Annotated in this window: 21 protein-coding genes, 1 pseudogene and 1 other annotated feature; of the genes and pseudogenes, 10 read left to right on the top strand and 12 right to left on the bottom strand. The window is 53.1% G+C overall.

What is annotated here, in order from left to right; translation table 11 throughout:
• Positions 1–144: 144 nt before the first annotated feature.
• Positions 145–1,365 carry an MFS transporter gene (locus AC791_RS07560; protein ID WP_049839862.1) on the top strand — a complete coding sequence of 407 codons (1,221 nt, stop codon included), beginning with the start codon at positions 145–147 and terminating at the stop codon, positions 1,363–1,365.
• 231 nt (positions 1,366–1,596) lie between these two features.
• Positions 1,597–3,273: a YbaL family putative K(+) efflux transporter gene (gene ybaL / locus AC791_RS07555; protein WP_049839861.1), complete on the top strand. Its 1,677-nt coding sequence runs from the start codon at positions 1,597–1,599 to the stop codon at positions 3,271–3,273.
• Positions 3,274–3,363: 90 nt separating this feature from the next.
• Here ybaL and AC791_RS07550 read toward each other — a convergent pair whose 3' ends face one another.
• The 9 genes from AC791_RS07550 to AC791_RS07510 form a co-directional block, all read right to left on the bottom strand.
• Positions 3,364–4,668 carry an inosine/guanosine kinase gene (locus AC791_RS07550; protein WP_049839860.1) on the bottom strand — a complete coding sequence of 435 codons (1,305 nt, stop codon included), beginning with the start codon at positions 4,666–4,668 and terminating at the stop codon, positions 3,364–3,366.
• Positions 4,669–4,731: 63 nt separating this feature from the next.
• Positions 4,732–5,694, bottom strand: coding sequence for a ferrochelatase (hemH, locus tag AC791_RS07545; RefSeq protein ID WP_049839859.1), 963 nt, complete (start codon positions 5,692–5,694; stop codon positions 4,732–4,734).
• Between the two features lie 111 nt (positions 5,695–5,805).
• The gene (gene adk / locus AC791_RS07540) at positions 5,806–6,450 is read right to left on the bottom strand and encodes an adenylate kinase (protein WP_049839858.1); all 645 of its coding nucleotides are present in this window, start codon (positions 6,448–6,450) and stop codon (positions 5,806–5,808) included.
• Positions 6,451–6,634: 184 nt separating this feature from the next.
• Entirely contained in the window at positions 6,635–8,509 is a 1,875-nt protein-coding gene (gene htpG, locus AC791_RS07535; RefSeq protein WP_049839857.1) for a molecular chaperone HtpG, read from the bottom strand.
• Between the two features lie 110 nt (positions 8,510–8,619).
• Positions 8,620–9,225, bottom strand: a complete 606-nt coding sequence (recR, locus tag AC791_RS07530) for a recombination mediator RecR (RefSeq protein WP_049839856.1) — start codon at positions 9,223–9,225, stop codon at positions 8,620–8,622.
• Entirely contained in the window at positions 9,225–9,557 is a 333-nt protein-coding gene (locus tag AC791_RS07525; RefSeq protein ID WP_049839855.1) for a YbaB/EbfC family nucleoid-associated protein, read from the bottom strand. The genes recR and AC791_RS07525 overlap by 1 nt, the downstream gene beginning before the upstream one ends.
• A 47-nt stretch (positions 9,558–9,604) precedes the next feature.
• Positions 9,605–11,533, bottom strand: a complete 1,929-nt coding sequence (gene dnaX, locus AC791_RS07520; RefSeq protein ID WP_049839854.1) for a DNA polymerase III subunit gamma/tau — start codon at positions 11,531–11,533, stop codon at positions 9,605–9,607.
• Positions 10,211–10,275: a sequence feature (DnaX frameshifting element), on the bottom strand. It overlaps the preceding gene by 65 nt.
• 86 nt (positions 11,534–11,619) lie before the next feature.
• Positions 11,620–12,171 (bottom strand): adenine phosphoribosyltransferase, encoded by a 552-nt coding sequence (gene apt / locus AC791_RS07515; protein WP_049839853.1) that lies wholly within the window; start codon positions 12,169–12,171, stop codon positions 11,620–11,622.
• Positions 12,172–12,324: 153 nt separating this feature from the next.
• Positions 12,325–12,702, bottom strand: coding sequence for a DUF454 family protein (locus tag AC791_RS07510; protein ID WP_049839852.1), 378 nt, complete (start codon positions 12,700–12,702; stop codon positions 12,325–12,327).
• Positions 12,703–12,771: 69 nt separating this feature from the next.
• Between AC791_RS07510 and priC the strand changes: the two genes are divergently transcribed.
• Both priC and rsmS read left to right on the top strand, forming a co-directional pair.
• On the top strand, positions 12,772–13,299 hold the full coding sequence (gene priC / locus AC791_RS07505; RefSeq protein ID WP_049839851.1) for a primosomal replication protein N'': 528 nt from the start codon (positions 12,772–12,774) through the stop codon (positions 13,297–13,299).
• Between the two features lie 15 nt (positions 13,300–13,314).
• Complete coding sequence (gene rsmS / locus AC791_RS19660) at positions 13,315–13,479, top strand: pleiotropic regulatory protein RsmS (RefSeq protein ID WP_072094310.1); 165 nt, start codon at positions 13,315–13,317, stop codon at positions 13,477–13,479.
• A gap of 139 nt (positions 13,480–13,618) precedes the next feature.
• Here the strand turns inward: rsmS and mscK are convergent, their stop codons facing one another.
• Both mscK and acrR read right to left on the bottom strand, forming a co-directional pair.
• On the bottom strand, positions 13,619–16,969 hold the full coding sequence (gene mscK, locus AC791_RS07500; protein WP_077264616.1) for a mechanosensitive channel MscK: 3,351 nt from the start codon (positions 16,967–16,969) through the stop codon (positions 13,619–13,621).
• A 108-nt stretch (positions 16,970–17,077) separates the two neighbouring features.
• Entirely contained in the window at positions 17,078–17,719 is a 642-nt protein-coding gene (acrR, locus tag AC791_RS07495; RefSeq protein WP_049839850.1) for a multidrug efflux transporter transcriptional repressor AcrR, read from the bottom strand.
• A 139-nt stretch (positions 17,720–17,858) separates the two neighbouring features.
• On the opposite strand from acrR, the gene acrA reads away from it, so the two are divergent.
• From acrA to AC791_RS07465, 6 genes are all read left to right on the top strand, one after another.
• On the top strand, positions 17,859–19,052 hold the full coding sequence (acrA, locus tag AC791_RS07490; protein WP_049839849.1) for a multidrug efflux RND transporter periplasmic adaptor subunit AcrA: 1,194 nt from the start codon (positions 17,859–17,861) through the stop codon (positions 19,050–19,052).
• 22 nt (positions 19,053–19,074) lie between these two features.
• Positions 19,075–22,224: a multidrug efflux RND transporter permease subunit AcrB gene (gene acrB, locus AC791_RS07485; RefSeq protein WP_049839848.1), complete on the top strand. Its 3,150-nt coding sequence runs from the start codon at positions 19,075–19,077 to the stop codon at positions 22,222–22,224.
• Between the two features lie 419 nt (positions 22,225–22,643).
• On the top strand, positions 22,644–23,018 hold the full coding sequence (gene tomB, locus AC791_RS07480) for an Hha toxicity modulator TomB (protein WP_049839847.1): 375 nt from the start codon (positions 22,644–22,646) through the stop codon (positions 23,016–23,018).
• 27 nt (positions 23,019–23,045) lie between these two features.
• Positions 23,046–23,264 (top strand): HHA domain-containing protein, encoded by a 219-nt coding sequence (locus AC791_RS07475; RefSeq protein ID WP_049839846.1) that lies wholly within the window; start codon positions 23,046–23,048, stop codon positions 23,262–23,264.
• Between the two features lie 153 nt (positions 23,265–23,417).
• A complete protein-coding gene (gene maa, locus AC791_RS07470; protein WP_049839845.1) occupies positions 23,418–23,975 on the top strand; it encodes a maltose O-acetyltransferase in 558 nt (185 codons plus the stop codon).
• A 100-nt stretch (positions 23,976–24,075) separates the two neighbouring features.
• Complete coding sequence (locus AC791_RS07465) at positions 24,076–24,555, top strand: YlaC family protein (RefSeq protein WP_049839844.1); 480 nt, start codon at positions 24,076–24,078, stop codon at positions 24,553–24,555.
• On the opposite strand, the pseudogene AC791_RS07460 reads toward AC791_RS07465, so the two are convergent.
• Positions 24,515–25,015: pseudogene (locus AC791_RS07460) on the bottom strand (aminotransferase class I/II-fold pyridoxal phosphate-dependent enzyme); the annotation flags it as partial. The gene AC791_RS07465 and the pseudogene AC791_RS07460 overlap by 41 nt on opposite strands.
• Positions 25,016–25,175 lie beyond the last annotated feature (160 nt).

The following is a 25,175-nucleotide window of genomic DNA, read 5'->3' as shown; positions in this document are numbered from 1 at the left end:
GCGAAATTACCGCGTTATCAAATAGTAGACAACTTTGTTTGCAGAATGCGACTTCCTTACCTGCTTTCTGACAGGTATCTTAGCCGGATAATAATGACATCCTGCTTACTTCCTGCATCGTAAAGACAAAGAAAAGTGAAATTTATGGCAATCAGTGAAACTCGCTCCACCGTGCCGGGAGGCTCTGCGCCCCCGCAAAAAGCCCGTACCGCCTTTGGCATACTGGGTGCAATCAGTCTCTCTCATTTACTCAACGACATGATCCAGTCGTTAATTCTGGCGATTTATCCGCTTTTGCAATCCGAGTTTTCCCTGACGTTTGTGCAGATCGGTCTGATTACGCTGACCTTTCAGCTGGCATCTTCGCTATTTCAGCCGATCGTCGGGTATATAACCGATAAGCACCCGATGCCCTGGTCGCTGCCCGTGGGCATGTGCTTTACCTTAAGCGGACTGGTGCTGCTGGCAATGGCAGGCAGCTTCCATACGGTGCTACTGGCGGCAGCGCTGGTCGGCACCGGATCATCGGTCTTTCACCCGGAATCATCCCGCGTAGCGCGAATGGCCTCCGGAGGACGACACGGGCTGGCGCAGTCTATTTTCCAGGTCGGCGGCAATTTCGGGAGTTCTCTCGGACCGTTGCTGGCCGCGTTGGTGATTGCGCCCTACGGGAAGGGCAATGTCGCATGGTTTGTCCTGGCTGCCCTGCTGGCGATCGTCGTCCTCGCTCAGGTTAGCCGCTGGTATGCCGCGCAGCATCGGGTGAACAAAGGCAAACCCTCGACGCCGGTGATAAATCCACTGCCGCGCAATAAAGTGATCCTGGCGGTAAGTGTGTTGCTGATCCTGATTTTCTCTAAATATTTCTATATGGCGAGCATCAGCAGCTATTACACCTTTTATTTGATACAGAAGTTCGGTCTATCCGTACAGAATGCGCAGTTCCATCTGTTTGCCTTCCTGTTCGCGGTGGCGGCGGGAACGGTGATTGGCGGCCCTGTCGGGGACAAAATTGGGCGTAAATATGTTATTTGGGGCTCGATCCTCGGCGTCGCGCCGTTTACTCTGCTTTTACCCTATGTCACCCTGTACTGGACCGGGATTTTAACCGTCATTATTGGTTTTATTCTTGCGTCTGCCTTTTCGGCCATCCTGGTCTACGCTCAGGAGCTGCTTCCGGGGCGTATAGGCATGGTCTCCGGCCTGTTCTTTGGTTTTGCCTTTGGCATGGGGGGACTTGGTGCTGCGGTGCTGGGGCTGATTGCAGACCATCACGGTATTGATTTGGTTTATAAAATCTGTGCTTTTCTGCCGTTACTGGGGATACTTACCATATTCCTGCCTGATAACCGGCATAAGGCGTAATTTTCTGCGGCCAAAAACATTTTTTGGCCGCTTCTTTCCCGCACAGTGTCTGTCTGACGTCGACTTATCTCGCCTATTTTTCCGTTCTGTGCTTTTCCTGCATCAAGTCCCAATTTTTTTCAAAATTCAATAATAATTCATCAACATGGTGACTCATTTTGTCATAAACTATTACCTGGGTTTTTGGTTTCCTGCCAAAAATGGACCCTCGCATAAACGAAAGGAGACGGAATGCATCACGCCACCCCGCTTATCACCACCATTGTCGGCGGCCTTGTGCTCGCTTTTATTCTCGGCATGATTGCCAATAAACTTCGTATTTCTCCACTGGTGGGATATCTGTTAGCGGGCGTTCTGGCCGGACCCTTTACCCCTGGATTTGTCGCAGACACCAAATTGGCTCCTGAACTGGCCGAGCTGGGCGTCATTTTGCTGATGTTCGGCGTGGGCCTGCATTTCTCTCTTAAGGATCTGATGGCGGTAAAGGCCATCGCCATTCCTGGCGCAATAGCACAGATAGCGGTGGCTACGCTGCTGGGAATGGGACTGGCCGCGCTGATGGATTGGTCATTGATGACCGGCATCGTGTTCGGTTTATGTCTTTCAACCGCCAGTACTGTGGTGCTGCTGCGCGCGCTTGAGGAACGACAGCTTATAGACAGTCAGCGCGGGCAAATCGCTATCGGCTGGCTGATTGTTGAAGATCTGGTGATGGTACTGACGCTGGTCCTGCTGCCTGCCGTCGCCGGAATGCTTGAAAAAGGGAATGTGGGTCTGGCATCGCTGTCGCTGGACATGGCGATTACCATTGGTAAGGTCGTCGCCTTTATCGCCATCATGATGGTGGTTGGCCGTCGGCTGGTACCGTGGATCCTGGCCCGCAGTGCGGCGACCGGCTCTCGCGAGCTGTTTACGCTCTCCGTTCTCGCCCTGGCGCTGGGTATTGCTTTTGGCGCGGTTGAGTTGTTCGACGTTTCTTTTGCGCTGGGCGCGTTCTTTGCAGGTATGGTACTGAATGAGTCCGAGCTGAGCCACCGGGCAGCGCACGACACGCTGCCGTTGCGCGATGCCTTTGCGGTATTATTCTTTGTATCGGTAGGTATGCTGTTTGATCCGATGATCCTGCTCGACCAGCCGCTGGCGGTACTGGGAACGCTGGCGATCATCATCTTCGGTAAATCGGTGGCGGCCCTGCTGCTGGTCCGTATGTTTGGTCACTCGCAGCGGACAGCGCTGACTATCGCCACCAGCCTTGCGCAGATCGGTGAATTTGCGTTTATCCTCGCCGGACTGGGAATGGCCCTCAATCTGCTGCCGCAAACCGGGCAAAATCTGGTACTGGCGGGGGCGATCCTCTCCATCATGCTTAACCCAATCCTGTTCGTGATCCTCGAGCGCTACCTCGATAAAACCGAGACGCTGGAAGAACAGACCCTGGAAGAAGTGACCGAAGAAGAGAAACAGATCCCGGTCGATATTTGTAATCACGCACTGCTGGTGGGCTTTGGCCGGGTCGGTAGCTTGCTGGGTGAGAAGCTCATGGCGCAGGGTATTCCGCTGGTGGTAGTTGAAACCTCCCGTACGCGGGTGGATGAACTGCGCGAGCGTGGTATTCGCGCTGTACTGGGCAATGCGGCGAATGAAGAAATTCTTAATCTCGCGCATCTTGACTGCGCCCGCTGGCTGTTGCTCACCATTCCAAACGGTTACGAAGCCGGAGAAATTGTCGCGACCGCACGTGAAAAATGCCCCACCATTGAGATTATTGCCCGGGCGCATTATGACGATGAAGTCGATTACATTACCGAACGCGGAGCGAATCAGGTGGTGATGGGCGAGCGCGAAATTGCCAATACCATGTTAACCATGCTGAATCAGCCGCCAGCGGTCGAGACAGTTATCGGGTAGCGTTGTTCAGCGCCCCGCGCGTTAATATCGGGCGGGGCGCTGTCTTATTCGGCCACTAACACCGGGCAAGGTAGTTGCGATCCCAGAACCTTACCGCTCCCAGTAGGACTCTTCGAGACTGTCTTCCCGCTCAGGCAAACCGCGTGTTAAACGCGGAGAGTGTTGATTAAGCACCTGATAGCTGACGCGGTTAGCATACTTACATACCTGGGCCAGCGACGAATAGGTCAGCCAGGTGTATTTGTGCTTGCTGGAATTTGGCACATTAGTGCGATGATAATTATTGGCGGTAATATCGTGCAGCAGTGCCGCCAGCGCGCCGTCACCCGCGCCGTTGGTATTCATGATCTTTTCCGGTCCTCCCATATACGGGGCAATATGCGAGAAAATGCGCAGCGGATGCGTGCAGTCTTTATGGCGCATTGCGCGGCTGAACTCGTACTGATTAAATTCAGCAATCGCGCCCGGCAGCAGCGGATGCTGGGTTTTACGCTTGACCTCATCTTCAGTAAAGCCCGCCATATACAGACCGATCGGACCGGCGGTACACAGCACTAAATCAACCCAATCCAGCGCCTTGTCAGCAGCCAGCAGCGGATCGCTGAGGCCGGTTAGCGCCTCGGCCTCTTCCTCGTTCATAGCGAGGATCGATACGTGTTCCTTAAGGAAGGCCTGCCACCACTCGGGGTTATCGGCAATCACGAATTTGGTGCCTAATGTCAGCACCACCGGCACGTTATGCTTTTTCGCATACTCGATGGCCCGCATCGTGGCTTCAGGCATTGGCTCGCAAGGCTTACAGCGTACCAGATAGGAGGTCAGGACCAGCGCAGATGCGCCGGCGATCACCGCTTCCGGTACGCTGTCCGCGTGAAACTGATTCATGTGACCGGGACTAATCGCAAACGTGCGTTCACCGCTGTCGCTGATGAGAGTGAAACAGCGGCCAATCGGCCCGTTCACGCCCTGCAGGTAGTTAAGGTCGGTACGGCTGGAGGTATTACACAAGTAACGATAGGCATAGCCACCAATTTCAATATTGCTGCACATTACGCCCAGCAGCACTGAACGATCGTCGGCCAGTACTGAATAGTTGTGCATTGTATTGCCTATTGTGCCGCCAGCAAACTGGTGAGTGATTAAATTGTCACGCATTAGCGCCTGATAAATCGCCTCGGCAACATCATCTTCAATCACCAGCGAATGCCCGGCGCTCAGACCGAAGCGTGCGACAAACTCATCATCCACTTTGGCTTCAATATCGACCAGCGTCTGATCGATACCCACGATCCATGAGGTGCCGGTTTCGCTCTCCGGCTGAATTTGTTGCAGCAGGGGATCGCGCGCATTAACGGGGAAATAGTGTTTAGACTTGCGTTTACCGGGAAATTTCATTGACGGGTTCTGATGGCTGTTAACAGGCAGAGGATAGTAACATATCCTCTGCCCGGCACGCGATTAACGATAAGGACGGGTGATCTCGTCCATCATCAGAATGTGATCTGCTGAATCATTGAGGGCCGGAATGTATTCATACTTTTGACCGCCCGCTTCAAGGAAAAATTCGCAGTTCTGCACCGCAATTTCCTCCAGCGTTTCAAGGCAGTCAGCGGCAAAGCCCGGGCAGAGCACCTGAATATGCTTCACGCCCTTCTCACCCAGCATTTTCAGCGTTTCATCGGTATAAGGCGTTAGCCACGGCTCGCGTCCAAAACGGGACTGGAAGGTCATCATCACTTTTTCCGGCGGGAGATCCAGGGCAGAAACCAGCTCACGCGTGGTATCACGGCAGCGTTGAGGATAGTCATCCCCTTCGTTAGCATAACGCTGTGGAATACCATGATAGGAGAGCAGCAGCAGATCCGGCTCCCCGTGCTTATCGAACGACGCGCGTACGCTATTGGCCAGCGCCCGGATATAAGCACTATCGTCAGCATAATCGCGGATCAGGGTAATGCCCGGCACCCGACGCTTTTGCGCCAGCAGTCGTCCCAGTTCATCCCATACTGCCGCCACGGTTGAGCAGGAATATTGCGGGTACAGCGGCAGCACCACGATGTGATCGACCTCTTTCGCCAGCAGTTCATCCACTGCACTGGCCAGTGAGGGCTTGCCGTAGCTCATACCCAGCGCCACCGGAACGTCAGGCAGATGCGCCGCCAGCACCTTCTGCTGCCGACGGCTGTATACCATCAGCGGGGAGCCTTCTTCCATCCAGACCGACTGATAAAGCTTAGCCACGCGTGGAGAGCGGATCGGCAGAATAACCCCACGCAGCAGCGGCCACCATAAGATGCGCGGCGTATCCACCACGCGTTTGTCACTTAGAAATTGTCGCAGATAGCGTTGAACCGCACCGGCAGTCGGTGCATCGGGGGTGCCGAGGTTAGCCAGCAGGATACCAGTTTTCGTCTGACGCATTACCGCCTCTTATCCATTAGAACGGCTGATAATTGTAGCTGAAAAGTGCGGGCGGGGAACTAATTGCTGTGAAAGGAAGACTCACCCGGCGTACGCCGGGTGAGACCGACATTAACCGAGAATTTTTTCCAGTTCGGCGCGCACGTCGCTAACGGCCTGAGTGCCGTCAACTTTCGCATAGTGGGTATGACCCGCCTGCGCTTCGTTCTGATAGTAGCCGATCAGCGGCGCGGTCATCTGATGGTATTCAACCAGACGTTTACGCACGGTTTCTTCCTGATCGTCTTTACGCTGGGTCAGCTCTTCGCCGGTAACGTCATCTTTACCGTCAACCTTAGGCGGATTAAAGGTAACGTGGTAGACGCGACCCGACGCAGCGTGTACGCGACGGCCAATGATACGATCGACAATCAGTTCGTCCGGCACGTCGAATTCGAGAACATAGTCGACGACGATACCCGCGTCTTTCATGGCATCAGCCTGAGGGATGGTGCGTGGGAAACCATCGAGCAGAAAACCGTTGCGGCAGTCTTCCTGAGCAATACGCTCTTTGACCAGCGCAATGACCAGCTCGTCGGTCACCAGCTTACCCGCGTCCATGATGTCTTTCGCCTGTTGACCCAGTTCACTGCCGGATTTTACGGCAGCGCGCAGCATGTCACCGGTGGAGATTTGCGGAATGCCATATTTCTCCATGATGAACTGTGCCTGAGTTCCTTTACCTGCGCCCGGAGCGCCAAGCAGAATGATACGCATTACGAAAATCCCCTTAAAGGTTGTCAGTTTTAAACAAAGCGCTAAACGATACCACCATCACGCGGTTGTCTCAAGGAAGGGGCCAGGGCTGAAACGGTTAATGGGCAAGAATGAACAGAAAAGCGGCCAGAGTGAACGAAAATGCCCGGTGGCGGCTACGCCACCGGGCATCACAACACCGGTATCAGGATACCAGCAGCTGGTTCATACGACGGATAAACAGGTTAGGATCTTCCAGCGTCCCGCGTTCAGCGAACAGCGCCTGGTCGAGCAGCAGTTCAACCCACTCACCAAACTGCACGTCATCCTGCGTTTCAGCAGCGCGTTTGACCAGTACGTGATCGGGGTTCAGTTCAAAAATGTACTTCACTTCCGGTACGGCCTGGCCCGCCGCGGCGAACAGCTTCGCCATCTGGGTGCTCATCTCGTCATTGTCGGTGGTCACAATCGCCGGCGTATCGGTCAAACGATGGGTTAAACGTACCTCTTTCACGCGCTCGCCCAGCAGGGTTTTTACGCGCTCGACAAACGGCGTCAGCGCTTTTTCCGCTTCTTTCGCGCTTTCGTCAACGTCGTCAGCCAGTTTATCCAGTGATTCGTCAGCTTTCGAAATTGACTGGAACGATTTACCATCGAACTCAGTCAGGTAGTTCATCATCCACTCATCAATGCGGTCGGAAAGCAGCAGAACTTCAATGCCTTTCTTACGCAGCAGTTCCAGATGCGGGCTGCTTTTCGCGGCAGCATAGCTGTCGGCGGTGATGTAGTAGATTTTCTCCTGGCCGTCTTTCATCCGGGAAACGTAGTCCGACAGCGATACGGTCTGTTCAGACGAGTCGGTATGCGTGGAGGCAAAGCGCAGCAGTTTAGCAATAGCTTCCTGGTTACCGCTGTCTTCCGCCGGGCCTTCTTTCAGTACCAGGCCGAACTGTTTCCAGAAGGTCTGATATTTTTCAGCATCATCTTTCGCCAGTTTTTCCAGCATCTGCAGAACGCGTTTGGTCAGCGCGCTGCGCAGGTTACGGGTGACGGTACTGTCCTGCAAAATTTCACGGGAGACGTTTAACGGCAGATCGCTGGAATCTATCAGACCACGAACAAAGCGCAGATAGTTCGGCATAAACTGCTCGGCATCATCCATGATAAACACGCGCTGAACGTACAGTTTCAGGCCGTGTTTATGATCGCGATTCCACATATCCCACGGTGCCTGCGCCGGGATGTACAGCAGGCTGGTGTACTCCTGCTTACCTTCCACACGGTTGTGGCTCCAGGTCAGCGGATCGGTAAAATCATGGGCGATATGTTTATAAAACTCGGTGTATTCTTCGTCTTTGATCTCAGCGCGATTACGCGTCCACAACGCCTGAGCCTTGTTGATTTTTTCCCAGGACACAACGGTTTCGCCGTCCTGCTCTTCCTGTTTTTCGATCTCTACCGGCAGGGCGATATGATCGGAGTATTTGCTGATGATCGAGCGTACACGCCAGTCATCGAGGAACTCGTCTTCACCTTCGCGCAGATGCAGAGTGATTTCAGTGCCGCGATCGTCTTTAGTGATGTCCGCAACGGTATATTCACCTTCACCGGCGGATTCCCAGAATACGCCGTTTTCCGGTTTGTCACCCGCCGCACGCGTGCGTACGGTAACTTTATCGGCCACAATAAACGCGGAGTAGAAGCCGACCCCGAACTGACCAATAAGCTGACTGTCTTTTGCCTGATCGGAACCCATGGATTCAAGGAAGGATTTGGTCCCGGATTTTGCAATGGTACCGAGGTGATCAACTACATCGTCACGGTTCATGCCCACGCCGTTATCGGCAATGGTCAGGGTACGCTGCTCTTTATCGAACGAGACGCGCACGCGCAGTTCACCATCGCCTTCATACAGATCCGGGTTAGACAGCGCGCGAAAACGCAGCTTGTCTGCCGCATCCGAGGCGTTAGAGATAAGCTCACGCAGGAAGATTTCTTTATTGGAATACAGAGAGTGGATCATCAGATGCAGAAGCTGTTTTACTTCTGACTGAAAGCCGCGAGTTTCTTGTCCTTTCATCGTGTTCAACCTCAACAATACCGTTTATCAGGTAAAAAAAGTGATGAGGGTGAGATGGGGTTAAGACGGGAAAATTTCAAGCGGGAGCAAAAATTTCTGCTCCCGTTTGGTTAAAAACGAATCTTATGACGTCCGGCCAGCGAATGCGACAGCGTGGTGCCATCGACCATTTCCAGCTCGCCGCCTACCGGCACGCCGTGGGCGATGCGGCTGGCTTCAACACCGTACTGAGCGCAAAGTTCAGCGATGTAATTGGCGGTCGCCTCCCCTTCCACCGTAGGGTTGGTCGCGAGAATAACTTCTTTCAGCTTTTCGGCCTCCAGACGCTGCTCCAGCCGATCAAGGCCGATATCCTGCGGACCAATACCGTCCAGCGGAGATAAGTGCCCCATCAGCACAAAATAGCGTCCGGAGAATTGCCCGGTCTGCTCAATGGCATAGATGTCCGCCGGACTCTCTACCACGCAGACCTGGCCATTTTCCTGACGACGCGGATTGGTGCAGATATTACACACCTCCTGCTCGGTGAAGGTGCGGCAATCAGCGCAGTGGCCAATTTCCGACATTGCCTTCGTCAGCGACTGTGCAAGGCGCATTCCACCGCTGCGATCCCGCTGCAACAGCGTAAACGCCATGCGCTGTGCCGACTTCGGGCCAACGCCCGGCAGGCAGCGCAGGGCTTCCATAAGCTGAGTTAACAGCGGGCTGGTTTGCATCAGAACGGCATCTTAAAGCCAGGCGGCAGCTGCATACCTGAGGAGACAGAAGCCATTTTCTCTTTCCGGGTTTCTTCAATACGGCGTGCCGCATCGTTGAACGCCGCAGCGACGAGATCTTCCAGCATATCTTTGTCGTCTTCCAGCAGGCTGGGATCGATTTCCACACGGCGGCAGTTATGCGCACCGTTAATGGTCACTTTCACCAGCCCCGCGCCGGATTCGCCAGTCACTTCCAGCTGCGCGATTTCTTCCTGCATTTTTTGCATTTTGTCTTGCATCTGCTGGGCCTGTTTCATCAGGTTACCCAGACCGCCTTTACCACCAAACATAGGCTTCTCTCTCATTAACGGTTGACGATCGGACGCGGAGCGCGCGATCAAATGGGGCGAATACTCTCTTCATCCAGATCCGCGTCAAAAAAGCGACGCAGGGTCTGGATGTTGTTATCCGCGGTAATCGCCTCGCGCGCCTGCGCGAGTTTTTCTTCATAGATAGCCTGACGCCACTCAAGCGGCGTACGAGTCGACGGATTATCATCTTCAATAATAGTCAATTCAACCGGCTTACCGTATAACGTGCTCATTGCTTCAACGAGTTTCTGCTGCGCGCCAGCAGAGTTTAAATGACGCTGGGCAGAGCGCAAATGCAGGCAGATCGCCTCGCCGTTTTCTTCTTTCCAGGCATTTAGCGCCACCTGCTCTACCAGCTTTGGCAGATGAAGCTGTTTTACCTGCGCCGCCCACGGATCGCGCTCCATGGCTTCAAGCGCCAGTTTTTCAGCCAGTTCCGGCGTTTTTTCATGCTCCAGCGCTTTTTTCAACGCTTTCGGCGTGGCAATAATTTCTTTCGCCGTCTCGCTGACCGGCAGAGTTGACTTCCAGCGATAGGCTTCTTTCTTCGCCGGTGCCGCTTCCTGAGTCGCCTGCGCCGGACGCGTCTGCAACCGTTCGGAAACGGAAGCCAGTCTTTCCAGCGCGGCGTTGTTCACCGGCCGCGCGCGGGAAGCGGCTGCCGGTTCACTCTTTTTTGCTTTGGTTGCTCCCTGAGCACGCTGCAACTGGCTGCGGGCCGCCAGAACAGAGCTGGTAGCATCATGCTGAACCACGGGCGCAGCCGGAGGCGGCGCAGGCTGCTGTATTACCTGGTCGGGCGACAACACGGCGGTTGGCGCGACCGGGGCAAATGATTGCTGGACGCCTTCCGGCTCCGGCAGCGGCGCCTGCGGATGAAATGCCAGCGCACGCAGGAGCGTCATTTCGACCCCCATTCGTCGGTCGGGGGCATAGGGTAGCTCTTTGCGGCCAATTAGCAGCGTCTGATAATAGAGCTGAATATCCGCAGGCGGCACGGTGCGCGCTAATTCACGCATCCGCTGCTCAATTGCCGCCATATCCGTACCCAGTGCGGAAGGTGACAGCTGGACCATAGCAATACGGTGCAGCAGGCTTTGCATCTCCACCAGCAGCGCTTCCCACTCAATACCGCGCAGCGCCGCATCATTGACCAGCGACATGACGCTTTCGCCGTTGGCAGCGATCAGCGCTTCAATAAGCGATAGCGCCTGATCGTCATCCAGCGTGCCCAGCATCATACTGACGGCGGCGGCGGTAAGCTGCCCGTCACCGCTGGCAATCGCCTGGTCGGTGAGGCTCAGCGCGTCACGCAGGCTACCGTCCGCTGCCCGCGCCAGAAGCTGAAGCGCGCGTGGCTCATGGACGATTTTTTCTTCATTAAGGATATAGTCAAGCTGATGGCCGATCTGTTCGACATCCAGCGCCTTAAGATGAAATTGCAGGCAGCGTGACAGAATAGTCACCGGCAGCTTTTGCGGATCGGTGGTGGCTAACAGGAATTTCACGTGCGACGGCGGCTCTTCCAGCGTTTTCAACAGGGCGTTGAAGCTGTGGCGCGAAAGCATGTGAACTTCATCGATAAGATAGACTTTAAAACGACCGCGCGCGGGTGCGTACTGGACGTTGTCCAGCAGGTCGCGGGTGTCTTCAACCCGGGTACGGGACGCGGCATCGATTTCAATTAAATCGACAAAGCGCCCCTGCTCTATTTCCCGGCAGTTATCACACACGCCGCACGGCGTGGCGGTGATGCCGGTTTCACAGTTAAGCCCCTTCGCCAGCAGACGGGCGATAGAGGTTTTACCGACGCCGCGGGTGCCGGAAAACAGATACGCGTGATGAATGCGCCCTAGCGATAAGCCGTTTGCCAGGGCGGTCAGCACATGTTCCTGGCCGACGACGCCAGCAAAGGTTTGTGGACGCCATTTTCGGGCTAAGACCTGATAACTCATTGGCTGGCTCTGACGCTGGAAGGTGGATTCATGAGGGGGTAATGCTATCACAACCTCACCCATTGAGCGAGGTTGTGCGACAGGGATTAGTGCCCCGGGAATGATACCAGGCTGTAACTGGTGATGCCCTGTTTTTCCAGACGCGGTTCACCGCCCAGATCGAACAGGTTAATAATGAATGCGGCGTCGGTCACTTCTCCCCCCAGACGGCGGATAAGCTTAACGGTGGCTTCAATCGTGCCGCCGGTGGCAAGCAGGTCATCGACCACCAGCACTTTGTCGCCCGCCTGGATTGCATCAACGTGGATTTCCAGTTGATCGGTGCCGTATTCCAGTTCATAGCTTTCTGCGATGGTTTCACGCGGCAGTTTACGCGGCTTGCGTACCGGCACAAAACCCACGTTCAGACCCAGCGCAACGGGTGCACCAAACAGAAAGCCACGTGCTTCGGTGCCAACGACTTTGGTGATCCCGGCATTTTTATAACGCTCAACCAGCAATTCGATGCTGAGCGCATAGGCTTTGGGATCTTCCAGCAAGCTGGTGACATCACGGAAAAGAATGCCAGGCTTTGGGTAATCCTGGATGCTTTTGATGCTATTTTTCAGAAATTCAAGCTGCTGTACAGTTGCGGTCATAGATATATGCCTGATTAATACGGTATTACTCACCGCGCAGCCGAAAAGAGATCAAAAGAAACATTTGTTTAACCTTTGACCAGGCGCGCATGTGCTCGAAAACGGTCGAATTTACTGGCTGAGACGGACAATTGCAACAGCGATTATTACTCTTCAGTGCTTTTGTTGTTTTGCATCAACCACCGGGATCCGCCACATAAATATCAGCAGGCAGCTTAAAATCACCAGCAGCAGGATGCGAACCCACAACATTTTCACCAGCCACAGCGAAATGGCGAAGGTCAGCAGGATCATAATAATGGCGCGCGGTTTCGCCCCTGGCGGCATTGCACGATGGGTCTGCCAGTGACGCAGATAGCCGCCAAACCAGGAGCGGTGCAAAAGCCAGTGGTGGAAACGCGGCGAAGATCGCGCAAAGCACCAGGCCGCAAGTAAAATAAAGGGCGTAGTCGGCAACAGCGGTAAAAACACGCCAAGTGTCCCGAGGACTACCGCCAGCCAGCCAATAATGAGTAGAATAGTGCGTCGCATAGTACGAATCGTTACGTAACTGAACGGCTAATGTAGCATAGCTGTTGTAATTTTCAGGGGGAGAATGCGGTGAAATCCACCCGGCTGCTGCATATTCTGCATCAACAGCTTGAAGAACTACGCGTCCGTGTGGCTCCGCTGGCACAGTATGCCACGCTGAGCGCCCGCTTTGATCGCCATCTGTTTAAAACCCGCAGCACGTTATTACAGGCTTGTGTTGATGAGGCCGCAGCTTGTTATAACGAGTTGTGTCGGGCGGTTGAACAGCAGCAGTTGCCGCAGGTCGCGTGGCTGGCGGAGCACCTTAGCGCCCAGATTGAGGCGATTAATCGGGAAACCACCAGCTGGTCGCTACGCGCCTGGGATAACGGTTCAGCCAGTATTACCAAATGGCAGCGCAAACGGCTTCAGCATCAGGAATTTGAACGCCGTCTGACGGAGATGAAAGCCCAGCGGATCCAGCAACATGCCCAGGCAACAACACTTGCCGATCAACAGCGACTGGCGCGTGAAGTTGATGCTTTTACCGGCCGTCTTCAGCGCTGCCGCCGCGCGCTGGCCGATATTGAACAGATACTGGCGCGGATGATGCGCTGATTTAAAGGAGAGAAAATGTCACTGGAAACTGCCGCCGATGAGGTAAAACTGGCCGTCGATTTGATCATGCTGCTGGAGGAACATGCGATAGCGCCCCGCACGGTATTAAAAGCGCTGGCTATTGTGCAGCGCGATTTTGAGAATAAAGTTGCGCTGTCAGACAACGCCAGCGATGCGTAGCGCTGGGTTTGTTGCCTGACAGATAAGACCTGATGACGACAATGCCGGGTGGCGGCTGCGCCTTACCCGGCCTGCACGTTTGCTACTATCAACGTCGTATCAAAAACCGCAGGCCTGATAAGCGGAGTGCCATCAGGCATTACGGCAACGCGGCTGACGGCGGATTGTCACCCTGTACATCGCGTTTCACTTCCAGATGCTCGTCACCTTTTTCATTATGCAGATGCACTTCAAGCTGATTAAAGGCGATATTAATATCGTTCTCGCGGCATAACCTGTCGATAGCACGGTTAATCTCATCAACAGTATAACTGCGGTCGCGTAGCTCTTTGACGTATAAGCGCAGTTCATGATCGAGCGTACTGGCACCAAAAGTGGTAAAGAATACGGACGGCTCGGGATCGTGCATCACTTTAGGGTGATCTTTCGCCGCTTTCAGCAATACCGCCTTCACCTTATCCAGATCCGAACCGTAAGCCACGCCCAGCTTAATCACCACGCGGGTGACGGTATCGGAGAGCGACCAGTTAATCAGCCGCTCGGTGACGAACGCTTTGTTCGGAATAATCACTTCTTTGCGATCGAAGTCGGTGATCGTGGTGGCTCGAATGCGGATTTTACTCACCGAGCCGGAAAAAGAACCAATGGTTACCGTATCGCCAATACGCACCGGGCGTTCAAACAGGATAATCAGACCTGATACAAAGTTACCGAAAATTTCCTGTAAGCCGAAGCCAAGGCCGACGGATAACGCCGCCGCCAGCCACTGTAATTTATCCCACGACACTCCGAGCGAGCCGAAGACGGTCATGGTGCCGATGACCAGAATGGCATAGTTCAGCACGGTCGTAATCGCGTAGGAGGCCCCCTGACGCATGTTGAGGCGCGAAAGCACCAGCACTTCCAGTAATCCAGGCAGGTTGCGGATTAACGCCCAGGCCACCATCGCGGCAACTAAAGCAAACAGCAAACTGCCCATCGTGACGTTTTTGATCACGCTGACACCGGCTTCGCTGGCGTTGTAGTGCCACAGCGTAATGCTGTCCAGATAGGTAAATACGGTGATTAGATCTGACCAGATGGTCCAGAATACCACGGCGAAAAGCGCCAGCATCAGCAGCATCGTGATACGCAGCGTTTGCTGGCTTACCTGCTCCAGCGCCATTGCCGGTGCCTCCTGCGGCTCTGCGCCTTCGGCCCCCTCTTTGGTCATATGCTGACGTCGGGCCAGCGCACGTCGCCATGCAATGCGCCGTGCCGCCACGCTTAATCCGCGCAGCACGGTCTGGTAAAGCAGGTTCCAGATAATTACCAGATAGACCGTTTCGATCCAGCGGCCCGCCAGACGCAGCGTGGTATAGAAATAGCCTGTCGCGGTCAGGATCATCAGCGCAACAGGAACGATAGACAGCACGGTGATGGTCACCAGGCGGATCCCGCGCGACTCTTTGTCGCGCCAGCTATCAACAAAGACTGGCCAGGTCAGGATGGTAATAACCAGCAGATTAAGGAAAATGACCAGTTGCCCCAGCGCATCGTCCATCAGGTGAAGCGGTGAAAGCTCAGCCACCACCGACCAGAAATGCAGCGGCAGCAGCGCCAGGCTGATGCGTACAATTTGACGACGCCAGTGGCTGGTAAGCAGCGGCGGCATATTAAAGTGGCGAACGGCCACGCCATCTTTTTCCAGCACTTTCCAGCACAGACCAAAGACCAGCCAGAACATCGTGAGCTTTTTACTGAATGCCCACAGTATGTCGCTGATGCTAAGCTGCATCTTCAGAAGGATAAGCCCCAGCGCCAGGATGATCAGACACACCGGCAAGGCGCGGATCAGGTCAATCAGAATGGCCTTCGGCGTATGCAACTGACTGTCATGACGTAGCTGCCCGACCTCTGAGGCCAGTTTGGCCTGCCGCGCTTTTAGCCACTGTAAACGCCAGCGGATCACGCCTGCCATCAGCAGTAACGGCAGCCCGGCCAGAAAAGCGATAAACACCGCAGGCCAGGCTTTCTCCCAGTTCACGGTGATTTTCATTGCGCTAAACTGGTCCTGAACTGATTTCGGGAACGCTTTCAGCCATTCCCAGTCCATGGGCTTATTGCTGTTAACCCAGAAAATCTGTTGTGTGAGAATATCTTTCAGATTTTTGGAAACGCTCATTAACTGCTGCTGATTAATTTGCAGGTTAATCGCCATCATTAAATGATTGCCGAGCTGTTTATTCAGCTGATCCAGCAATTCACGGCGCATATCCACAACCTGCATAAGCGCATCGTGAACATCTGCATTGACGTCATTTTCATGCCCTTCTTCCAGTTTCGCCACAAAGGCGTCGCTCTGGAAAAGCGCGTCGCGCTGCTGGTTGACATCAAATTGTTCAAGACGTAAATCGGCAATCCGGTTGGTCATATCTTCCAGTTCATCAGCGGACGGTAGCGTCTGCTGTTGCTGGTATAAAATACGTGACAGCAGCAAACTGCCTTTAAGAACGGCGATCTGCTCTTTAATATTGCGCTCAGACTGTAATGCGCGATCGAGCCAGTTTTTCACCCGAATATTTTGCTGTACCAGATCGTTCCCGTTTTGCGTGGCCTGGATTAAGCGCTCGCTGAGTCGATGGTTAATCTCCAGTTCCTGTTTTACCAGCGGATTAGCCTGGATACGGCTGGTCTCATCCGATGAAATGGCTTCCTGCGCCGTTTTCTCAGTCAGGCTTAAACGCTTGCTGTTTACCGCCTCCTGCAATAGCTGCAACTGATGCTCAAGCCGGGTACTGTTGGCGGTGACGTAATCACGCTGCTTTTGCAGGGTATCCTGAAGAACGGTGTTACCTTCCAGACTTTTACGCTGCTGCTCAATTTGCGCATTGAGCAGCGCCTGCTGCGCCGTCAGTAAAGTGTGCTGCGAGGCGCGTAAGGCGCCCTCGCCAGAGATATTGAGATGATTGCGGATCTGCTGAAGCTGCTGAGACGCATTGAACATAGCGTTCTGCACGCGTTCTGGCTGGGTTTGTAGCGCCACCAGCTGACTGTTGTCATTGGCCAGATCGTTTTGCGCCGTCTGCAATTCATCCAGCGTTTGCGCCAGCCGGGCTTCGAGCTGGCGTAATGATAATGTTTCCAGCGTTTTTCGGGTTTCGTCGTCGCTGTCTTTATCGTTGAGTACGCTAAGGCCATCTGCTGCCTGACGCATTTTTTCCGGAGCCTGCGCGACGCGCTGACGAAACTGGGCCGTTTCGGCTTTCACCCGCTCAATTTTATCAAGGATATCCAGTGTTTCAGTCAGATCCTGCTGAATAAGTTTATCCTGAGCAGAAAGATCTTTTTGCTTATTAAGCGCGGAGAGTTGCGACTGAATTTCTGTGCGGTCGATGACATCGCCTGAGGCCGGTGCACGCGCGTGAGCTGCAAAAAAAACGCCAAACAAAAGCGTCCATGCCAGCAGCAATAGCCCGGCCGTTTTTAATATATTTACGTTGCGTAGCATAGTAGTAGCGTGAGTGATTAATAAACCGGTTGTACCGGGGATGGGTGCGGGCGAAGAATATCACGCCGCCGGAAGGCAGAGTAGCATCCCCTGGAAAAATAGTGGGTATCAGGCGGTGGGGGCGCGCAGCGACGGGCAGTGCTGATACATTTCCAGCAGGATGGCAACGAAGTCTCGCGCTTCGTTTTTAAGATCGAACGAGTCCGGCGCAAAAAGCCAGTTTTCCATAATGCCGGAAATATAGCAGCGCATCAGAATCGCGGCGCGGCGAGTGAGCAAGTTTTCGGGCAGCATTTTTGATACCATACAACGGCTTAGCGCTTGTTCAATCCGATCGTAACTCTCAAGGCAGAGACTACGCTGGGCCTGTTGAACCACCGCCATTTCACCCACAAACTCACATTTATGGAAGATTATTTCCATCATTAAGCGCCGCCGCTCGACTATCACCGTCGCTTCGAGAACATAAATTAATATTTCTCGTAGCACGGACAGTGGATCGTCAGGGAATTTTGCCTGATACTCAACCTCGAGGTCGGCAATGCTGGACTCTGATAATTCCCATATTTCACTGAATAGTTCAGATTTGTTTTTGAAATGCCAGTAGATGGCACCGCGCGTCACCCCTGCTGATTTGGCAATTTCAGCCAGCGAGGTTGCAGAAACGCCCTGCTGCGAAAACAGACGCATCGCGACGTCAAGAATATGTTGACGTGTTACCAGTGCTTGTTGTTTGGTTTTTCGTGCCATAAGCAGGTGAATTTACAGAGGTCAGATTTACATACATTTGTGAATGTATGTACCATAGCACGACGATAATAGAAACGCAGCAATGGGTTGATAGCGTGTGCTATCGATCAATTTGAAATCGGACACTTGAGGTTTACTTATGAACAAAAACAGAGGGTTTACGCCTCTGGCGGTCGTTCTGATGCTTTCAGGCAGCTTAGCGCTAACAGGATGTGACGACAAACAGGAACAACAAGGAGCCCAGCAGATGCCGGAAGTCGGTATCGTCACGCTCAAATCTGAACCTCTACAAATAACAACCGAGTTACCGGGCCGCACCAGCGCATATCGCATTGCGGAAGTTCGTCCTCAGGTTAGCGGTATTATCCTGAAACGTAACTTTACTGAAGGTAGCGATGTTAAAGCAGGTGTCTCGCTTTATCAGATTGATCCAGCCACCTACCAGGCTTCATACGAAAGTGCGAAAGGGGATCTGGCCAAAGCGCAGGCAGCGGCAAGAATTGCTCAGGTTACCGTTGATCGCTATCAGAAGTTGATCGGTACACAATATATCAGCAAGCAGGATTTCGATACCGCGCAGGCAGATTATCAGCAGGCGAATGCAGCCGTGGTTGCCGCTAAAGCGGCAGTAGAGACCGCACGCATTAACCTCGCCTATACCAAAGTAACGGCTCCTATCAGCGGTCGTATTGGTAAATCTGCCGTGACCGAAGGTGCGCTGGTCCAGAATGGACAGACTAACGCGCTGGCAACCGTGCAGCAGCTGGACCCGATTTATGTTGATGTCACACAGTCGAGCAATGATTTCCTGCGTCTACGTCAGGAAATGGCCAACGGCACGCTGAAGCAGGAGAACGGCAAAGCGAAGGTACAGGTTATCGGTTCTGATGGTAAAGCGTATGCCCAGACCGGTACGCTGGAGTTTTCGGATGTTTCAGTTGATCAGACGACCGGCTCTATTACGCTGCGCGCCATTATTCCTAATCCTGACGAAGCTCTGCTGCCGGGAATGTTTGTCCGTGCGCGTCTGGAAGAAGGGATTAACCCTGATGCGCTGTTGGTTCCTCAGCAAGGCGTTACCCGTACGCCGCGCGGTGACGCAACGGCAATGGTCGTTGGTGAAGGCGATAAAGTTGAAGTTCGCCAGATCAAAACGGCACAGGCAATTGGCGATAAATGGCTGGTGACTGACGGTTTAAAGACCGGCGACCGCGTGATTGTGACAGGTCTGCAAAAAGTGCGTCCGGGCGCTCAGGTTAAAGCCCAGGAAGCGACTGCTGACAAAAAAGAGCCAGCGCCGGACGCCGCTCAGTCAGAACAACCTAAGTCATAATTTAAACAGGAGCCGTTAAGACATGGCTAAGTTTTTTATCGATCGCCCCATTTTTGCATGGGTCATCGCGATCATCATCATGTTGGCCGGGGGACTCGCGATCCTCAAGTTGCCGGTGGCGCAATATCCAACCATTGCCCCGCCTGCGGTTACGATTTCCGCGACTTATCCTGGCGCAGATGCGAAGACGGTGCAGGACACCGTAACGCAGGTTGTCGAGCAGAATATGAACGGCATCGACAACCTGATGTACATGTCCTCTACCAGTGACTCCACCGGTACAGTACAGATCACCCTGACCTTTGAGTCCGGTACGGATGCGGATATCGCTCAGGTTCAGGTGCAGAACAAATTGCAGCTGGCAATGCCGTTACTGCCGCAGGAAGTGCAGCAGCAGGGCGTGAGCGTTGAGAAGTCGTCAAGCAGCTTCCTGATGGTTGTCGGGGTTATCAATACCAACGGCACCATGACGCAGGAAGATATCTCCGACTACGTTGCGGCTAACATGAAAGATGTGATCAGCCGTACGTCCGGTGTGGGTGACGTTCAGCTATTCGGTTCTCAGTACGCCATGCGTATCTGGATGGATCCGAATAAACTGAATGACTTCCAGCTGACGCCGGTTGATGTTATTAGCGCGATTAAAGCCCAGAACGCCCAGGTCGCGGCGGGTCAGTTGGGGGGAACGCCGCCGGTTAAAGGCCAGCAGCTGAACGCCTCAATTATTGCCCAAACGCGTCTGACCTCGACGGATGAGTTCGGCAAAATTTTGCTGAAGGTCAATCCGGATGGTTCTCAGGTTCGCCTGAAAGACGTATCGGTGATCGAGCTTGGCGGCGAGAACTACGACGTGATCGCTAAGTTTAACGGTCAGCCCGCCTCGGGTCTTGGGATCAAACTGGCGACCGGCGCGAATGCGCTGGATACCGCGACCGCCATCCGTGCAGAACTGCAAAAAATGGAGCCGTTCTTCCCGTCGGGGATGAAGATTGTTTACCCGTACGACACCACTCCGTTCGTGCAAATCTCTATTCACGAAGTGGTAAAAACGCTGGTTGAAGCGATCATCCTGGTATTCCTGGTGATGTACTTGTTCCTGCAAAACTTCCGCGCCACGCTGATCCCAACGATCGCGGTGCCGGTGGTTCTGCTGGGGACCTTTGCGGTTCTGTCGGCGTTTGGTTACTCGATTAACACCCTCACCATGTTCGGGATGGTACTGGCGATAGGCTTGCTGGTAGATGATGCCATCGTGGTAGTGGAGAACGTCGAGCGCGTAATGGCCGAAGAGGGATTACCGCCTAAAGAAGCCACGCGTAAATCGATGGGGCAAATTCAGGGCGCGCTGGTCGGTATCGCAATGGTGCTGTCAGCGGTATTTATTCCGATGGCATTCTTCGGCGGCTCTACCGGGGCCATTTACCGTCAGTTCTCGATTACTATCGTTTCTGCGATGGCTCTCTCCGTGCTGGTCGCGTTGATCCTGACGCCCGCACTGTGCGCCACAATGCTTAAACCGATTGAGAAAGGCGGTCACGGCAATACGAAAGGCTTTTTCGGCTGGTTTAACCGTACGTTTGATAAGAGCACCAATCACTATACCGATAGCGTAGGCAATATTCTGCGCAGCACCGGTCGTTATCTGCTGCTGTATATCATTATCGTGGCGGGGATGGCGTTTCTGTTCGTTCGTCTGCCAAGCTCGTTCCTGCCGGATGAAGACCAGGGCGTATTCCTGACGATGGCCCAGCTTCCCGCAGGCGCAACGCAGGAGCGTACGCAGAAGGTGCTGGATGAGGTTACGGATTATTACCTCACCAAAGAAAAAGCTAACGTTCAGTCGGTGTTTGCGGTTAACGGTTTTGGTTTTGCCGGCCGTGGCCAGAATACCGGTATTGCCTTCGTTTCGCTGAAAGACTGGGGCGATCGACCGGGCGATGAAAATAAAGTAGCGGCGATCACCGGTCGTGCAATGGGCACCTTCTCGCAAATTAAAGATGCGATGGTGTTTGCGTTTAACCTGCCGGCAATTGTTGAACTGGGTACGGCAACCGGCTTCGACTTCCAGCTGATCGACCAGGGCGGTTTAGGCCATGAGAAACTGACGCAGGCGCGTAACCAGCTGCTGGGCGAAGTGGCTAAACATCCTGATGTACTGACCGGCGTGCGTCCGAACGGACTGGAAGATACGCCGCAGTTCAAAATCGATATCGATCAGGAAAAAGCGCAGGCGCTGGGTGTGTCGATTACCGATATCAACACGACGCTGGGCGCAGCCTGGGGCGGCAGCTACGTTAACGACTTCATCGACCGTGGTCGCGTGAAGAAAGTTTACGTCATGTCGCAGGCGAAATACCGTATGTTGCCGAGCGATATTGATAACTGGTACGTTCGCGGCAGTGATGGTCAGATGGTGCCGTTCTCGGCCTTCTCCACCACCCACTGGGAATACGGCTCACCGCGACTGGAACGCTACAACGGTCTGCCATCAATGGAAATCCTCGGTGAAGCGGCGGCCGGTAAAAGTACCGGTGAAGCGATGGACCTGATGCAGGAGCTGGCGAGTAAATTGCCTACCGGTATCGGCTACGACTGGACGGGGATGTCTTATCAGGAGCGGTTGTCGGGTAACCAGGCCCCTGCCCTGTATGCTATCTCGCTGATTGTGGTGTTCTTGTGTCTGGCAGCGCTGTACGAAAGCTGGTCCATCCCGTTCTCAGTAATGCTGGTGGTACCGCTCGGGGTGATCGGTGCGCTACTGGCGGCAACGTTCCGCGGTATGACCAACGACGTGTACTTCCAGGTTGGGTTGTTAACCACCATCGGTCTGTCGGCGAAGAACGCCATATTGATTGTGGAATTTGCCAAAGACTTGATGGAGAAAGAAGGTAAGGGTCTGGTAGAGGCAACGATGGACGCGGTACGTATGCGTCTGCGTCCCATTCTGATGACCTCGCTGGCATTCATCCTCGGGGTTATGCCGCTGGTGCTCAGCTCTGGCGCAGGCTCCGGTGCACAGAATGCGGTCGGGACAGGCGTAATGGGCGGGATGGTAACGGCTACCGTTCTGGCCATCTTCTTTGTTCCGGTATTCTTTGTGGTGGTTCGCCGCCGCTTTAGTCGCAAAAGCGAAGATGTGGAGCATAGCCATCCGGTTAAGCACCACGAGTAGTGATACTCATCAAGGGCCGCATTTGCGGCCCTTTTTCATGCTGCGGTGGTCTGCACCGAACTTACGGTTTATTCTTTATGTCTGACAAATAAAGGAAAAGCGTCACGCTTTATATTAAGAAATTTCCTGGTCATTATGATTTTCATTATAGCGACAAGCCTGTACCAGCAAAAATATGCGTGAAATAATCCTTTTCTTAAACCGCTTTTAAATGATCTTTCATCACTTTGTGTAATGCGCCATAAAAAAGTATTAAAATGTCAGAATTGTAATTTTTCGTTCCAGAGCGGTGAAATCTGTTTAAGAGTAGATTATAGTTAGGTTATCAGGAATGAACGTAGACTTCAGGTTAGTGAGTTGTATCCACCCCAAACAGTGTTCGCTAGCAGGTGTTTAAAACATTTATAAGGGGATGCGTTATGGACGAATACTCGCCAAAAAGACACGATATCGCACAGCTTAAATTTCTCTGTGAAAACCTGTATCATGAGTGTATTGCCAACCTTGATGAGAGCAGTCATGGCTGGGTTAACGATCCCACTTCGGCGATCAACCTTCAGTTAAATGAGCTTATCGAACATATTGCTGCTTTTGCACTTAATTATAAAATTAAGTACAGCGAAGATAATAATTTGGTTACGCAAATTGATGAATATCTGGACGACACTTTTATGTTGTTCAGTAACTATGGCATTAGCACCCAGGATTTACAGAAGTGGCGTAAATCCGGTAATAACCTGTTTCACAGTTTCAGCGATGTGAGTCAGGCTAATCCGGTTAGCCTCTCCTGCTAAAACGATAACAATCAACAAGGTACATCTATGACTGACAAGGCATTAACCAAGACTGACTATTTGATGCGTTTGAGGCGCTGTCAGACAATCGACACCCTCGAACGTGTCATTGAAAAAAATAAATATGAATTGTCAGATAATGAACTGGCGGTATTTTACTCAGCCGCCGATCATCGTCTTGCCGAACTGACCATGAATAAACTTTACGATAAAATCCCACCTTCCGTATGGAAATTTATTCGCTAATACTTTATTAATTTTCAGGATACGAACTACGTTACGCGCCCCTTTATCTTTTACCGCTATTAAGTGAGATTTGCATCACACTTAGTGATAGGGAACGTTCCCTGTAGCATGGATACCCATTAAGGTAGCCACACGTGCTAACGGGAGTGCCCTATGAGTGAAGAAAAACGCAAAATGATCGCCGGCGAGCTTTATCGCCCCGGGGATGAAACATTAAAAGCAGAGCGTCTGCGCGCCCGGCATTTAATCCATCGTTATAATCATACCGATCCCGATGAACGCGGCGTCCGCACGGCGTTACTGGGAGATCTGCTGGGTAAGAGCGAAGGTGCGTATATCGAACCCAGTTTTCGCTGTGACTATGGCTACAATATCCATCTTGGTGCGAACTTCTATGCCAATTTCGATTGCGTAATGCTGGACGTGTGCCCTATCTACATCGGCGATAATTGTATGCTGGCTCCCGGCGTGCATATCTACACGGCAACACATCCGCTGGATCCGCAAGAACGAAATAGCGGTCTTGAGTTGGGTAAGCCGGTGACCATCGGTGATAACGTCTGGATTGGCGGCCGTGCAGTAATCAATCCCGGCGTGACTATCGGTAACAATGTGGTGATTGCCTCCGGCGCGGTTGTGGTGAAAGATGTGCCGGACAACGTGGTGGTGGGTGGAAACCCGGCGCGGGTAATCAAATCCATTCCGGCGTAACTGTTATGCTTTTTCGCAACTGATCTGTTACTTTTTGTTGTCTTTATTACAACTTAAAATGGGGTGTTTCCCTGCGTATGTAGAAGAATAAAGGCTCATCATGACAGAAATACGGCGACTGCTGACCAACACTATTGACGAACTCAATGCCCGCGAAAAGCGCGACAATCGCCCGCGCTTTAGCATCAGTTTTATTCGTAACCACCCCGGCCTGTTCATCGGCATGTATATCGCCTGGTTTGCCACGCTGGTGGTTATGCTGCGCTCAGAAACGCTGGCTGACTCCGTCTGGCTGCTGGTGGTTCTGTTTATTTTGTTCAACGCTTTTTTCTTTTTCGACGTCAATCCTCGCTATCGCTATGAAGATATTGATGTGCTGGATTTTCGCGTCTGTTTTAACGGTGAATGGTACAACACACGCTTTGCTCCCGAGCCGTTGATCAACAGTATTTTGAATTCTCCGCGCGTGGAGGCACCGTATAAAGCGCAGTTACAGAAAATGATCGCAACAAAAGGCGACCTCTCTTTCTATGATATTTTTACGCTTGCCCGCGCGGAGTCTGCTCAATCAGCCGGTTAAGCGTGCGTATTGCGCCTGGGTAGAGCGAGGCCGGCGTATTTCCGTAGCCGAGGATTAACCCGTGCTGAGCCGTCGCGGGATCAAGATATAAACGACTTAGTGCGCCCGGCGCTATTTGATAACGGCGGGCCTGCCTGACAATGGCATAATCATTGACGCCCTTCAGAATAACGGTCAAATGCAGCCCCCCTTTACCGCCCCGCACCTGATGCACAACGCGCATTTCACTTGCCAGCGCGTCGCGTAGCGCCTGCTGACGTTTGCGATAAAGCCGTCGCATAGCGGCTAAATGACGGGCGTAATGCCCTTCCTCTATAAAGTGCGCCAGCGCCAGTTGCTCAGCGCGATGTCCACCGCGCAATAATGAGGCAATAACAGGATTTACCGCCCCGGCCAGCGCGGATGGCAGCACCATAAAACCAATGCGTAATGCGGGAAACAGGGTTTTACTGAACGTTCCGAAGCAGCCTGCAATGCATGATATAGCACACGCTGGCGCGTCTGCGCGCCGCGTTCGTCCAGCGCATTTCGCAGGAAGCCATACAACGCCTCATCCGGAATATTCACGTTCCCCTCACTATCGTGGCACTATTGAAAACTGACCGGCTGGTCCTTTTTAT

Source organism: Klebsiella sp. RIT-PI-d (genome assembly GCF_001187865.1).
GTDB lineage: Bacteria > Pseudomonadota > Gammaproteobacteria > Enterobacterales > Enterobacteriaceae > Superficieibacter.
The sequence above is the reverse complement of the archived record's forward strand: the minus strand, read 5'-3'. Positions and strand labels throughout refer to the sequence as shown.